This window comes from Streptococcus sp. CF7_Ac1-8 (assembly GCF_024295435.1).
Classification (GTDB): domain Bacteria; phylum Bacillota; class Bacilli; order Lactobacillales; family Streptococcaceae; genus Streptococcus; species Streptococcus mitis_AP.
On sequence record NZ_JANCPI010000001.1, the window covers coordinates 103,122 to 118,142 of the forward strand.

The window sequence follows — 15,021 nt, forward strand, 5'->3', positions numbered from 1 at the left end:
ATACGTTTCGATAAGAAAAGAGCCAACGGAACTAACCGCCATGACCTATCTTATAAAGATAGCGAGCGATTCATGTTAGTGATCCGAGAAGCAATCTTTAGCAGGATTGCCTGCAACGACATTCTTATCGTGATAATGATACTCCCATACAGTCAATAGTCCGAGCGTGATAAAACCGTCGCAGGCAATGAGTATGGCTACATGAGAACCATGCAGGGGTGGAACTCCCGTGAGCTTTGCTAAAGCTGTTCGATTGCTGGTAAAACAACTTTTATGAAATCCAAATAAGTGATTTGGAAAGGAGGATTTTATGAAGCAGACTGACATTCCTATTTGGGAACGTTATACCCTAACCATTGAAGAAGCGTCAAAATATTTTCGTATTGGCGAAAACAAGCTACGACGCTTGGCAGAGGAAAATAAAAATGCAAATTGGCTGATTATGAATGGCAATCGTATTCAGATTAAACGAAAACAATTTGAAAAAATTATAGATACATTGGACGCAATGAATAGTTTACACTAAATATAAAAAAAAATTATAAAATAATTATTTTTTAAAATAAGAGGAGAACTCATATTTTTATTTAACAATGAATATATCACACTAAACCAGATAGAATATACAAGTTAATTTGTACCGAAATTACTATATATTATAAGAAAAATAGAAACTCTAAAGCATTCTGTACACTTTAATTTTAATTCATCTCTTTTTGTTTCTAATACAGAGTATTGAGACTGGATTATAAGCACATCAACAAAAAACTCTATTCAAACCTACCTTTGAATAAAGTCTTTTAACTATCTAAAAAGTTCACATTTTATGCTTATTTATGGAGTTAATGAAGCGCCAACTAAATCCTAGAACCAACATCAGATTGATGAAAAAGTACACAGCCGTAAAACTAGTTAAACCATGTTGTCTGATATCATCAAAATATAAACTAGGTTCAGTAAAGAACAGATAAATTCCATAGACCTCCACGAAAATAAGAAAACTGATAAAACCAATAAGGAAAAGTCCACTGGCAATAAGAAAGAGTCTCCATAAAAGAATGAGAATTCCTCCTACTGCTAAAAAAATTACTGGGATAAGGAGCAAATCATTCATGACTTTCTCCTTTCTAATCAATCAACTGACGATAATGGGTGGCAAGAGAGGAATCAAACTCTTCTAATTTTTGAACTAAGTCCAAATACTCTTCTTTTTCATGTTCTTCAAAGTCCACACCTTGATGATTCTGAAGAGCGATTTCCAATTGACTAGTGAGCTCTCGTTTAGAAAAACTGTAATCCCCTGTCACTTCCTCATAATGTTCCTTTAACTCCTTGTAGGCTTGGTATTCTTCAGGTGTTTGAAATCCCTGTACCAAAGCCTCTTCTAATTGATAATAGGTATCTTCCATCATAATCGTTACCTCGTTTCTTTCTATCTTTATTTTACCGCGCTTTTCTTTTCTTGTCCGCTATTTATATCTATTTTTTAATCTAATTCAAAAGAAAGTTGTTCTTGCTTTTCTTTTCCTTTTTCGTGGAATTGTCGTAAGGCCTGATCAATAATATCTAAATCCGTTTCTGTTTCAATCAATGGCGCGAGTACATCGTATTCGGCCTTTTTAGTTTGATAATCCTCTTCCTTTGGAAAATTTTTCTCAATTTCTACCTTAGCAGTAGTCCATTTATCCTTTAATTCATCCAATAAGTTCTGAGTTTTCACTTGGTCATCTTTAATGTGGTCTATCGTATGCTGAAGCCTTTGAATTGTCCCCAAAGGAGAATACAAATCCAAACTGACAGAATACTGATTTTCTCCTACAATCTTAACAGAGAAGGTTTCAGGAAGAGGCTGATTCGTTGGTAGACTAAGCATTTTAATGTCAAATCCTCGATAACTTGCTAGGGTTCGAAATTCTTTGCTGTCAGTTTGATTATGACGGATAAGACGGTGTAGGGATTCACCTGCTTCAGCTCGTTGCTCAAAAACTTGTTTACCTATCGTCATAGAAAATGATTGGTCTTTCGACATTTCAGACTGTTGAATGTCGCCTTCATACTTGCTTAATCGTTTCTCAAGAATGGGCATATTTTCTTCACAGTAAGAGATTGTATGACGATAGTGATCCTTGCTGCGTTGAAAGGCGCGTCTTTGATTTTCTAATAGAGTTAGATCATTCTCTAGTTCCATCTTATATTTGAGATAAGGATTACCTGTTGCTAGTGCCTTAAAATCAGAAGCTGTCATAGTCTGTTCATCAATATCTTCCGCAGCACGAATCGGCTCCTTAGAAGTCATAATCTGCTTAATATAACGGAGTTTGTTCTCCTGAGTTGCCCATAGATAATTATCAAACGAACCTTTGGTAATATAGTGGTAAATATCCACTTCCTTGTTTTCATTTCCCTGTCGGATAATACGTCCATTACGTTGCTGAATGTCACTTGGTCTCCACGGTACATCCAGATGGTGAACTGCTTTCATCTTGCTCTGAACATTTAAACCTGTTCCTCCTTTTTCAGTTGAGGCAAGAAGAACCCGAACCTCTCCTGCATTAACCTTTCGAGACAAGCTATTCTTCTTTTCATCACTATTGGCATCATGTACAAAGGCAATTTCCATACTAGGGATTCCTCTATCAACTAATAAAGCCTTAATCTCAGAATAAACATCAAAGCCATTATCTTTTTTCTTAGGTGTGCCAATATCTGAAAAAATCATCTGAGTAGCCTTATTTTCCATTCCCTCACGATAAATTCTTTCAACATTATCCACTACCTGAAGCAGTTTATGATTGTCTGCTAGACTATAACTAGAGTCCAATAAACGCATATCAATAGCTAGTTTCCGCGCCTCACCCGTAATCTTCAACATGTTATCCTGGCTCGGATCAACTGTTCCACATTTGACCATATCTGACCTCATAACTAATTCTTCTAAATAGAGTTTCTGGTTTTCAGTTAACTCACTCTCAATAGGGATAATATGAGCTTCTGGAACAGGTAAATCCAACATATCTTGTGTTTGAATGTCGGCTGTTTCTTTATAGATTTTCATCAACTCAGGTAGATTGACAAACTTTTTAAATCGTTTCTTAGGTTGGTACTTATCCCCTGTAGGAGCTAATTCCATAGAGTTTTGAATTTCTCCAAAAGCACCTACCCAAGAGTCAAAATAATCAACTTGATAGCGTTTTAAGATATCTGGTTGAATGTAGTTCATCATAGTATATAACTCACTAATAGAATTGGAAACAGGTGTTCCTGTCGCAAAGACAATGTTTTTAAAATCATGTTCTTCCTGAATCTGTCGAACCTTCATTTCCATATCCACATTCTTCTTAGACGTTGTATTGGTAATCCCTGCTACATTTCCAAGTCCAGTAATTGGACGTATATTTTTAAAGTGATGTGCTTCATCCACAAAGAGAAAATCAATTCCTAAGTTCTCAAAATCAATAAAACTATCACGATTAAAGCGTTGGAGTTCTTCCAATTGTCTCTCAAGACCACTTATTGATTGCTCTGCTTCTTTAACGGTGTACTTATTTTCAGAATGTGTTTTAATCTCTCGTAGTTCATTGAGTTTGTCCTCGATATAATTCATCTGTCTTTCCTTACTGACAGGGATTTTTTCAAATTGAGAATCCCCAATGACAATGGCATCGTAATCTCCTGTAATGATACGTGACACAAATTGTTTTCTTCTCGCCTTCACAAAATCTTTCTTAGTGGTCACAAAGACTTTTTTAGTAGGGAAAAATTTCATGATTTCTTGGCCAAACTGAGCAGACAAACTAGAGGGCACCACATACAAGGGCTTATGAACCATCCCCAACTCCTTTAATTTAAACCCAGCACCAAGCATGGTCAAGGTCTTTCCTGAACCTACCTCATGAGCTAATAAAGCTCTTTTTTCTTCTACGATTCTTTGAATAGCATTCTCTTGATGAGGACGAAGACTGATGTTTTGTGCCAAGCCATCAATGACTAGATGGCTACCATCATACTCTCGACTAACTGTTCGATTATAAAGACGATTATAGCTTTCCTCAATGACCTGTTGGACTTCTGGATACCGTGAGACAAATTCTTGAAAGAGCTCTTGTAAATGCTGCTCTTTTGCTCTTAGAACAGAGGTTTTTTCCAAATCTGTGATAGTCTTTTTCTTTTCCCCTTCCGTAACAGTCATGGTAATCGTCGGTTGGTTCGAATTAAGTAAATTCTCAAAAATCTTTCTTCCTGTATCATAACGTGACCCACTAACTCCAAGACTACTATCTTTGGCACTTGGATAGCGATAAACAAATGATGTCCTTAAATGAACCTGGCCATCGACAGGATTCACTTCAATGACTTGTTCAACATCTGGCGAAGACAATTCAAATTCACGATTGGTAAAACATTCAAAGGCAAATTTACCATAAACGGATTGAGGAATCCAACGTGACCCTATTTTGAACTCAATATCTGCCAGATGAATCCGTGGAGGGCGAACAGATTCTAACAAATCTAAAGCATGAGACCAGTCAAATTCTTGGTTGTTTTCATCTACTAATAGTTGAACTACTTCTATCTTATTGAGAATATCTCCTGACAAAAACTGGTTCTTAGAAAGATATTTTCTTTCCCCTCTTAAATAACTTTCTGGATCCATTAAAACCTGGTCACCTAACTCATCTAAAATAGCAGCTTGGCTATGTTCGGGATAAATTGATACCATATAGTCTAAATCAACCCCTCTACCATCCGATAAACTGGAGTTTAAGGCATCTAAAGCCGTTGATACTCTTGTAATCACTCTCTCTGGCCTAACCAATGCTTTCTCAAAGGCTAAAGATTTTTTATATTTTACTTTCTGATCTTTAGAATCAATGTATTCATCTTCTAAACTTGCTAGTAAGGAATACTTATCGTCACTATCAAATAAGTTCCGATTGACTGAGGCATTCAAGTATCCAAATTGACTTACAAAGCGGTCATAGTCACGATTCAATTTGCCAAGCAATTCCTGAAAATCTGTTCGACTATAATCTGAATGACGTTGAATTTCAATTAAGGATTGATAGGTCTCTCTCAAATCAACCATGCTCTTAATACGACTAATGTCCTTATCCGATAAGGGACTTTCATAAAAGACAGTTTTTTTGAACAGTCCCTTATATTTCCCTCTTTTACTCGCTTCTTCTGACTTGTAAACATCTAGTGCTTCCTCATCTGTCAAATGAAGTTGCACGTATCGATCTATTTTATGTTCAGACAAAGAACTGTCCCAAGCTTTAAAATCTCCCTTCTCATCTACATAATAACTAATTTCGTCTACTTTTGAACTTTTCCGAATACCATGCGTATCTCGGTAATAAATTTGATTTCCCTCATATCCAAAAGAATAGAGCGCTAAGTCCTCACGTATACGACTTGGGATAGAATTATCCACTTCTTCTTGGATAAAAACAGGTGCTTTCAAAGAATTGTCAATTGGTTTAGGTTCTTCCACATTCTCTAATGCTTCCATAATGTCAGTAGCTAATGTTTCTGATACCCCCTTAACATTGAGGGTTCCTCCATTAAAATTACGTACCTCATATTCACCCAAAACTTGTGTATTGTATTTCCCATCAAAATAAGGATTAATCCAGACACGCTTATCCTCCTCAAAAGAAATAGAGCCATTAAAGACAAGTTCCTCCTCATTAAGATTCTTTGCTTGATCCTTTTGAAAGAAGAGGAGATCTGTGGTAACTCGAGTACCTGCAATCTTTTTAAAAGCCGTATCCGGCAACCGAACTCCCCCTAAAAAATGAGTGTTGGTTTTAATCTCTTGTAAGACATTATCTGTCCGCTTATCCATTGTCCCAATAGATGAGATAATCGACACTTGTCCTCCGTCTCTTACTAAATCAAGTGAGTGTTTGACAAAGTAATCATGAATCATATAAGGTTTATCATAGTTTTTATCGGCAATGCGAAAATTTCCAAACGGAACATTCGTTAAGACTAAATCAAAACTATTATTTTGATAGGGAACTTCTTCAAATCCTCGCACTTCAATATGGACATTTGGATGGAGTTGTTTTGCGATTGCGCCTGTCACACTATCTAATTCAACCCCATAGAGTTCTGATTTAGCTCGTATACTTCTAGGCATAGCCGAAAAGAAGTTCCCAGTCCCCATAGAAGGATCTAATATCCTTCCTCCCTCAAAACCATCATCCAGTAATTTTTGCCAAATCTGGCGAATAATCATTGGGTCTGTATAATAGGCTGTGAGAGAACTTTGTTTCATAGTGGAGTACTCTGATTTACTTACTAAACTCTTAAGAGTTAAACGTTCTGCTTCATACTTTGGATTGAGTTCATCGAAAAATTCATTAGCAAGACCGCCCCAGCCGACATACTTGGCTAGTAGCTCTTGTTCTTCTGGATTCGCTTGTCGTCCCTCTTTTTCTAATCTTTTAACAAGATCAATTGCGGCGATATTCGTTTCAATTTTTTCTCGATTTGTCTTAGGGTAAAAGCCCTCTAAATCATCTGGAAAATCAAAATCTTGAACAGGGACATCCGTCTCTTTTATACCTGAAATTAAAGGTTTTGTTTCCTTATCCTTTTCAATTTCTTCTTCCAGGTAGGAAAACAAATCTATTTCCTGGCTTTCACTTGATGAATCAATCTCAATATCTGAATCTTCTTTTTCAAGTTCTACAAGAGACAATACATGTTCAATCTCTTCCAAACTATTCAAGTATAAGATAGGATTCTCTTCAAATAACTGGTTGGAATCATTGAATAGCTCTAGGCGAACTAAGTCATTTAAGTATGCATTTTCAATCGAAACCAACTGAAATACTTGTCCTTTATAACTTACTTGTGAACCGATTGGATATTCCCTCAAAGCTTCTTCTACAATTTTATCGACATTAGAAAAGGAGTTCGTTTCTTCCGTTTCCTGTTCAATATCACTTGAAGGAGATAAGGATTCCTCTACTTGCTTAGACTTTTCGCTTCTAGCTTTTACATCATCAAAATGAGTAATAATCTTCAGCTTTTGTGTCAGTGGGAGTTGTTGGTAGTTTTCTTCATGATGGACAAGATCCGTAACGGTATCTAAAGTAGCCATCAATTCAGAACCCAAATAGGCTAGAACATCTCCCTCTTTTTCTTCAAAATGAATCTCAAGAACCTCTTTTTTAAGCTCTTTTGAGTCAACCATTAGAAGAAATTCCTCTATATCTCTACTAACACGGTCAGATAGATTATTCGCAACCCGATAGACATTGACTAAATTGACATCCTGATTCTGATGAAATACAAGCTCACTTAATGGTTCTAACTTATCTTTTTCAGACTGGATGTAAAATCGAGTGGAAAGGTTATAGATTGCGACTTCTAGCACCAAGTTTTTCTCAAAATTACTTAATTGAGATAATTTACCTAGACCTGCTTGTCCAAAATTTCTTGTGTAACTTTCTAAATCTTGGTCATTATTTTCAGAACTAGCCTCTAGGAAAGAAACAATATCTTGATGAAACGAATAGACATGAGGTATCTCTTCTATCTTACCCTCTTCAGCCAAAAAACTCTCTACCAAGTCCTGCCATTTCTCATCAAAATGTTGCGCTTGATATCGAAGAAATAGGTCCATTTTCTCCCTATCTTTTGGAATTGTTCCACGAAACATAGCCAATAATTGCATTACTTCCATACTCGCTCCTTTCATCTATACGAAAATAGGAGAATCACATGATTCCCCTACAACTCTATCTCCATTTCAACCTCTTGAGGACTGGTTTCTAAATCACTAGACAAAAGAGAAACGGCATCTGTTCTCATGTAGTAAGTATATAAGTCTTCAAGGTCTTGTTCGTTTTCAATCCCTGTTTCAATACTAATAAGAGCCTGTATAAATTCCTTGTAGTGACTCTCCATCATATCTGAAATCTTTTGTTTCATTTCCATAAATACTGAAGATGGTTCAGTTATACTTGTTTGGTCTATGTCTTGTAAATCCTTTTCTAAGGGATTGCTTCCTTCTTCTACTTCCACTAAATCTGAACGACCATCACCATCAGAATCTGCGCTAAGAGGATTGGTTCCTAGCGCTAATTCTTGAGCATCAGTTAGTCCATCTTGATCCGAATCACGTTGATAAATGGCTTCCATATACTTCCTTCTTTCCTAGTTAATCTTTTTTCACTCCAATCCTACCAAATATTCCTTGAAAGAAGTATCACAACAAAAAAGAGAACGAGCCAAAACCTCGTTCTCCTTAAAATGATAAAACGTTACGATCAAAGTAAAAAAGATGACTTACAGAACCTGTAAGCCAACTAGTCAGTCGGTTTATTCTGATGTCTGCCACCGCTTGGCCCTTACGTCCAAGATTGCTATCGGATTTCGTTCTGGTGTCCGCCACCGCTTGGACCTTATGTCCAAGATTACTATCAGATTGACCATGAGCCAACCACTCATTTATAGACATATTGTATCTTTAAATAGCTACAAACGCAAGAGAAAAACTTATTTTGGATTTATAAACATACACTATCTTCAGATTGAACTTTTGTTCAAAATAAGCTATAATGAATTTAAGTAGAAACAGGAGGTAGAACAAATGGCTACAATCAGTTTAACACGTGATATAAAACTAACAAACGAAGATGCTCTAAAAATTCTTAATCATAAACCATCTAAAAAGCTACAAGCCGTCTTGAAATCTATTGAATCACAGGACGCTACCGCTCCAACGAAAAATAAACTCATTTCAAAGTATCTGTAAGATGACAATTCAAGTAACACCACTTAAGCAATATCTTGAAAATATTCAAGTGCTAGCCCCTGATAAAACTGAGAAACAAGTTCAGGATCTATTTAAAACTATCATTTTAGAAAATGTTGATTTCAACGGTAATGAAGAGATGTTGACTTATCTATCTGATAAAGCCCCCAATTTTGAAAAACAACATCGTTCTCGTAATTTTATCGTTGAAGAAACTGAAACAAATAACATCATAGGATTCTTTAGTTTATCTCTCAAAGTTGTTGATATTTCTGATTTAGAGAAATCTTTAAAAAAGAAACTCGTCCTAAAAGGGAAAAGTCCCAAAAATATTGATTATCTACCTGTGTTACTTATCGGTCAATTCGGCAAAAACACAAAGCTAAATAAATTATCAGGACAAGAGTTATTTGAAATTGTAATTCAAAAAATTGAAGAATTTCGAGCAATTGTAGGAACTCAGATGGTATTTTTAGATAGTATCAATCATCCTAAAGTCATTCAATTTTATGAACAGTTCGGATTTGTTGCTTACAGTCAATTGATTAAAGACGATCATCAAGTAAGTTATCAGCCTATGGCATTAAATATGTCACTCTATAAAAAATAAGAATCATGTCACCTAAACTGATGACATGATTTTTTTATTTCGTTGTATAGGCAAAACTAATGGCACTATCTGCTTGAGAGATTTTTCTAAAGGTATAGTTAGGATTACCCCCATAGTTTGTCTCAGACACAAGGAAAGAACCATCATCATATACTTTCTATAGCGATAGGTAAAACTTTGATACTATCTCCATCTTTTCCCCCGCTTCACACCGTGCATGCGACTTTCACCGCACACGGCGTTCCATCAATAGTGTATTATCACGATTTTGCTTTATCGTGCTGTATTAATATGATTAACATAATTGTTCTAAGTTCAAATTTTCTTTCAATAATGGTGAATTTCCTGCAAGTTCGCGCAACTGATTTAATTTGGTCAGTCCTGTATCACTCAAATTCAAAAGCTGAAAGAGATTTTTGATAACCTTCTCATTTGTTGCGTGAATCAGGCGATGAATATCTCGTCCAACAATGATAAGGTTCCTATAAGAGTCATCCTTTGTTTCTAACCACGGTCTCTTATGGTGACAATGAATATCATCCATATCCAATTCCTGACCGGTTACAGCACATTTCCCTTTTTGAGCTACAAATAAAGAAATTCGATTATCATTGTATTCAACTGTTGCACGCTTATTTATAATTGAGTGTTCTCTCAGCCATTTTAATTTCCATGTTTCAACAGATTCCTGTTGTTTATGAATCAATTTTCTCCCCTCGGGAGTATACCTATTCAGATTCTTATTTCTTCCTTTTAGTGTTCTCGTCTTGACATAGCTAATTGGAAGAATTGGATAACCCATTAAGTACCGAATGTTTTGAGATTGGAGGTAGGGGAGAAGTCCTTTATCTTTTCCCTTGTATTCTCCTATTTTTGTCAGACCTTTCGCCTGCAATCGATTTTTAAAAGAGAGATAAAGCTGATAATGAATTTCTTCTAAATCCTTACTCACATGTGTTGCCATACTATAATAGTTATGAATACCGATAACCATACTATTATACTTCTGTATTTCACGAATAATTGTTTCTTTAGCACCTTTAATTTGTATCAATTTCATCTGTTGTTTCAGTTGATGTTTAATACGTTTCTTGGCTTTTGATGCAATATGAGAGAAACAAACCAAACGATTATTCTTAGAAACTAGCTTTAAAGTAATCCCAAGGAATTCACTGCTTTTCTTTCTCAGATTGGTAATTTGAGATTTTTCCTCTGAAATAGGGAGGTTAAGTCGTTCTTTTAACCACAATTTTACAGCCTTAAATGTTCGCTCTGCCTCATTCCTATTTCGACAAAAGATTTTAAAATCATCCGCATATCGGACAATATAAACTTCTTTTAGCGTCGTTGAAGTTCGTAGCTTTCTGTAAACATGTGACTTGTGTCTTGTTCCCTTGGAATTATATTGAGGAACTAATTCCTTACAATCTCTTTCTTCCCATTGTCGTCCTATCCACCAATCAAATTCATTGAGATTGATATTGGCAAGTAGTGGAGATAAGATACCTCCTTGTGGTGTGCCCTTAGTTGGATATGTCACTTTTCCATTCGGAAGAACAATTGGTGCTTTTAACATTTTTCGAATAATCACTAGAAGTTGTTTGTCCCTGATACCTAATGTCCAGATTTGACGCATTAACTTAGTATGATTCACTTCATCAAAAAAGCCTTTAATATCAACGTCAACGACATAAGTCATATGACTTTTATTCATACGATACATACAGTCCATAATAGCGTTATCAGCCGACCTTAAGGGTCTAAATCCATAACTGTGTTTGTAAAATTTCGCTTCACAGATTGGATCCAACACTTGTAAAATACACTGTTGGGCCACTCTGTCCCACATCGAGGGAATGCCAAGTGGTCGTTTCTTCCCATTTGGCTTAGGAATCTCTACTCTTCTGACTTTTCTGGGTCTATAATATTGAAATCTTCTTTGAACTTTAGAGATAAAGTCTTCTTGGGTCAGATTTTCTAAATCTTTAATGGTAACACCATCTACTCCTTCGGTTTGACTACCACCATTCCGCTTTATGGTACGATAAGCGAGCAGTATATTCTCGGGAGATATGATAATGTTCATTAAGTTCTTAAAACTGAATCCCTTTTGACTTTTGGAATATAAATCATCAAAAATCTCGGTCATGCCATAGTATTCCGCATACCTTAGTTTTTGATGTTTTAATAGTTTGTCATCATTTTTTGGTTTCGTCATGGTCTATCACTCCTCTCTTTGGATTCGTGACCTTTTATGTCTTACAAGAATCCATGAAATGATAAAGTTCATAACAATACACTATTGACTAGTGGCTGTTCCTCCAGTATCATTACAACACTTTCAAAGGTCGTGCCACCACTCTCACTAGAGATTAAGGAAAGTTATGATTTTCTTTCCAATGTTTCTCTGGTTGTGCAACCTCCACATCTCTAGCTTTCGACGTTCCCTTATCTTTATCAATACTAAACTTAGGTGCCTAGCTATACCCCTTCAACTTTGATATGCCTGTAACATAACAAGGAATTTCATATCGTCGATTCTTACTCTTCCTCAAGTTGAAACAACTTACGTTGTTATACGCATTTCTACGTACTCGCCTTCGGAGCGTACATTCGCTGGTTCGTCAGTGCTCATGCACATTCTCACCCTATTTAGTTTTTAATGACTCCCGACCTATCAGATACATATTCCACCTCTGGAACACTTTCGATTCTTAAGTCCTTAAGAATGACGGTATCTTTCAGCCGACTTCACCGAGCTTCATACCTTTACCTTTGCACAAGATAAACGCATGTCGGAGTATTAGAGAAATCGTTTCAGGGCGTTACCCCTTCATTCCAATTTTCAAGATAAGAGTTCTCCATTCTATTCAAATTTAACCTGATTATCAGGTTGATTTTTCAAGAACGTGTCTAACCTTTTCAGTTAGAAACGTCTCGCACCGACAAAAGCCACATGACCATAGTCTGCTGGTGTCCCATGTGTACCTCCTACAAAAGAAACAATGGCACCTGCTCTTGGTGTGGAACCCGTTTCTCCTCCAAGACTTGAAGCTGTCGCAACCCAGTCTTGACCATTTCCCATGGTATTAATGATTGAAATCTTTTCTACATTTCTACCTTTTAATTTTAAGCCTAACTGGTTCATACGAGCCGCAACACCCCATGTACATTGTCCATAGGCATAGGCCATACCATCTCCACCACCAGGAACAGAATGATCATACAAGTCTCCACGAACCCCTTCAAGGGATTGCGGGTCACTTTTTGCCTGTCCTCCATTTGTTTGGCTGAAGCCTTTTTCAATTTGGTAATACCATTCCGTTGCTCTGGTTTGTCTTTCCAGTAGTTTGTCACCAGAATTTCCCTCCCAATAGGTAAGGAAGAGTTGGGCCAGATTGGCTGCACTGCCCGTATTTTTAAAGAAATCCTTTAACCAACTTTGATAGTAAGGACTATCCCCATGAAGCATAAAATCAAGTTGGAGGTCTAAATCATACCACTTCTTATTTTTGCTATGTGCATAATTCAATAAAGCTGTATGACGTGTTGAACCATCTGCAGTATCCGTCCATTGCCCTAAACCTAGACCTCTATGAAGAATATTAGGATAAGCACCACTATAAATGGCTGGTCCTCCAATCGCTAACCAGCTTTCATCATCCCATGAGGAATCGGTAGCTCCAACTGGAGGAGATAAATAATCTCCCTCAGCTCGTTTAGGATTGATAGAAGACTCTACCGACCAATTTCCTAAAATAGCCGCAATGGCTTGGGGACTTGCCCCTTGAGATTTCAAAAACTCATAAATATGTTTTGCTCGTTCAAACTCATCTCCACCAAACTGACCAATGGCAGGTAAGATAGTTGTCTGAAGTTGAATGACTTTTGGAAAATAAAATTGCGGATTGACATACACCAATTTTTCTTTCTTGTTCTTATACTTTTGATAGGAAACTTTCAAACCTGTATCATCTGGTGTTTCACCAATAACATCACCCGTTAGGACTCTTGTCCCCTCAATCGCACGGCCATTATGAATAGAATGCAAAGTCAATCGACTCTCATTCTCTCCTTTTCCGTTAGTGAGAATAACATCATCTCCATCTAGAGATACAACTCCATCCATTGGTGCGACAATCGTTTGGTGAGCCTTCGCTTCTAATAGAATGTACTCCTGAAGAGTAGGTTTTCCGTCTAAATCATAGTATCCATAACGATAAGTCATGGTTAAACTATCTTCGTTGCTTTTCCCCTCAAATGGATTGTCCAATTCCTGCATAGAAGCATACACACCCTCTTCTTTTAGTTCCTTCATTTCCTCTTGATCATCTTTCGATAGTTTATACTTAGGAGTTTCATAAAGGTCTTGCATTGATTTCAAATCTTCCCCATCGTTTAAATCATGCCACAAAGTAGATAGATAATCCTTGTAAGTTTCTGAACTAAATAAGTGAACTGGTTTGTGTAACTCATAGTCATGGAATTTAAAGTTCATATAGCCCATCACATCATCAACTTTTGTGTAATAAGTAATTCCTTTGTCATTTGTGCGAGTATGTTCTGCGTCTTCCCAAGTTAGGTGGGTATAAGCTTTTGTTAATTCAAATTCATCTTGTTGAATCAAACTAGCAGATGAAAATCCTAAAAAGAAGCTCATCATAAGTAAAAGAAGAAAGACTATTCCTCCAACTATCCAGGTTACAGGATTTCCAGCCGCAAATGTAAAGAAGGAAAAGGCTGCTTTTAATTTTTGATAGATATTTCGGACACTTGTAAGACCTTGTTTCTTTATTTTTCGAAACCGATTTTTAAAGGAACTTGGATTATCTTTCGCTAGTTTCCATCCTTTTCCATCCTTAAAATGATGGTATCGCTCTTTTGTGTTTGTCAGTCTTTTCTTGGTAAAACGACCTGTTGCTTGTCCTGTTTTGACACTAGCTTTCCCAAGATTGTAAGAAAGCCGACTGTAGCGTTTCCCTTTTCTAATGGTCTCTTGAAGTGTGCGATAGCCTTCTAAATCTTCATTTTCTGAAGCTAACTCTCCACCTTCACGTCCAAGGACATAAAGAAAAGTTTTGGCTTTCCTACTGACTTTTTTGGACTTATAGGCTTGTTTAGTAGATTTTAGATTCTCTTTTGCGGCCTTGACTTCTTTCTTAGCTTTTAATTCTTCTAAACTCTTCCCTTGAAAGAAAAAATTAGATTTTGCTTTCGATTCCTGACCGTAGAGAAATTTTTGATTGGTTTTTCTTTCTTTACGACTCTCTTTTCTTTCTTCTTTTGCTTCTACCTTAGCTTCCTTAAATTGCTTCTTGGCTATTTTCAATCGTTTCCTAGCATGAGGCAACCGTCTGTCTCTTAATTCTTTCCGATTCAAAAGAGATGGAGGACTATTTTGAAGAATATGATTGTAGTCTTCATTTGCTTGTTTTACTCTCTCCTTTGAAGCTTCTCTCATCTCCTCTAGCTTTTCTTTTATCTCTTTTTTCCATGCTTTTTCATCCAGTACAGCGGAATCTTTTTTCTGTTTCTTCACTTCCTTCTTTCCTTGTTTCAAGAATTTCTTCTCATCTTTTAGACTTCTTCTAAATGCCTTTCGGGCACGTATAATTTCTCTTTTATCCTTCATTTACCT

The 15,021-nt window shown here is 36.4% G+C and carries 11 protein-coding genes; 4 read left to right on the top strand and 7 right to left on the bottom strand.

All coding sequences use genetic code 11. From position 1 onward, the window contains the following. Positions 1–75 precede the first annotated feature (75 nt). Complete coding sequence (locus tag NMM26_RS00450) at positions 76–327, bottom strand: hypothetical protein (RefSeq protein WP_001845478.1); 252 nt, start codon at positions 325–327, stop codon at positions 76–78. Between NMM26_RS00450 and NMM26_RS00455 the strand changes: the two genes are divergently transcribed. Next, positions 311–526 (top strand): excisionase, encoded by a 216-nt coding sequence (locus NMM26_RS00455; protein WP_049546323.1) that lies wholly within the window; start codon positions 311–313, stop codon positions 524–526. The genes NMM26_RS00450 and NMM26_RS00455 overlap by 17 nt on opposite strands. Before the next feature lie 291 nt (positions 527–817). Here the strand turns inward: NMM26_RS00455 and NMM26_RS00460 are convergent, their stop codons facing one another. The 4 genes from NMM26_RS00460 to NMM26_RS00475 form a co-directional block, all read right to left on the bottom strand. Then, positions 818–1,114 carry a DUF5966 family protein gene (locus NMM26_RS00460; protein WP_000998890.1) on the bottom strand — a complete coding sequence of 99 codons (297 nt, stop codon included), beginning with the start codon at positions 1,112–1,114 and terminating at the stop codon, positions 818–820. Between the two features lie 13 nt (positions 1,115–1,127). Next, a complete protein-coding gene (locus tag NMM26_RS00465) occupies positions 1,128–1,412 on the bottom strand; it encodes a DUF5962 family protein (protein WP_000969637.1) in 285 nt (94 codons plus the stop codon). Between the two features lie 74 nt (positions 1,413–1,486). Next, positions 1,487–7,699, bottom strand: coding sequence for an SNF2-related protein (locus tag NMM26_RS00470; RefSeq protein WP_254753776.1), 6,213 nt, complete (start codon positions 7,697–7,699; stop codon positions 1,487–1,489). 47 nt (positions 7,700–7,746) lie between these two features. Next, positions 7,747–8,157, bottom strand: a complete 411-nt coding sequence (locus tag NMM26_RS00475) for a thrombospondin type 3 repeat-containing protein (RefSeq protein WP_050261993.1) — start codon at positions 8,155–8,157, stop codon at positions 7,747–7,749. Between the two features lie 142 nt (positions 8,158–8,299). Between NMM26_RS00475 and NMM26_RS00480 the strand changes: the two genes are divergently transcribed. Genes NMM26_RS00480 through NMM26_RS00490 form a run of 3 tightly spaced genes read left to right on the top strand, consistent with a single transcriptional unit; the run spans position 8,300 to position 9,383 of the window. Beyond that, on the top strand, positions 8,300–8,590 hold the full coding sequence (locus tag NMM26_RS00480) for a hypothetical protein (protein WP_254753777.1): 291 nt from the start codon (positions 8,300–8,302) through the stop codon (positions 8,588–8,590). 18 nt (positions 8,591–8,608) lie between these two features. Further along, a complete protein-coding gene (locus NMM26_RS00485; protein ID WP_000201399.1) occupies positions 8,609–8,773 on the top strand; it encodes a hypothetical protein in 165 nt (54 codons plus the stop codon). Between the two features lies 1 nt (position 8,774). Then, positions 8,775–9,383: a hypothetical protein gene (locus NMM26_RS00490; protein WP_000155338.1), complete on the top strand. Its 609-nt coding sequence runs from the start codon at positions 8,775–8,777 to the stop codon at positions 9,381–9,383. Positions 9,384–9,678: 295 nt separating this feature from the next. Here NMM26_RS00490 and ltrA read toward each other — a convergent pair whose 3' ends face one another. Together ltrA and NMM26_RS00500 are read right to left on the bottom strand one after the other, a co-directional pair. Beyond that, complete coding sequence (ltrA, locus tag NMM26_RS00495) at positions 9,679–11,601, bottom strand: group II intron reverse transcriptase/maturase (protein WP_000165607.1); 1,923 nt, start codon at positions 11,599–11,601, stop codon at positions 9,679–9,681. Between the two features lie 708 nt (positions 11,602–12,309). Continuing rightward, on the bottom strand, positions 12,310–15,015 hold the full coding sequence (locus tag NMM26_RS00500; RefSeq protein WP_254753778.1) for a phage tail tip lysozyme: 2,706 nt from the start codon (positions 15,013–15,015) through the stop codon (positions 12,310–12,312). Positions 15,016–15,021 lie beyond the last annotated feature (6 nt).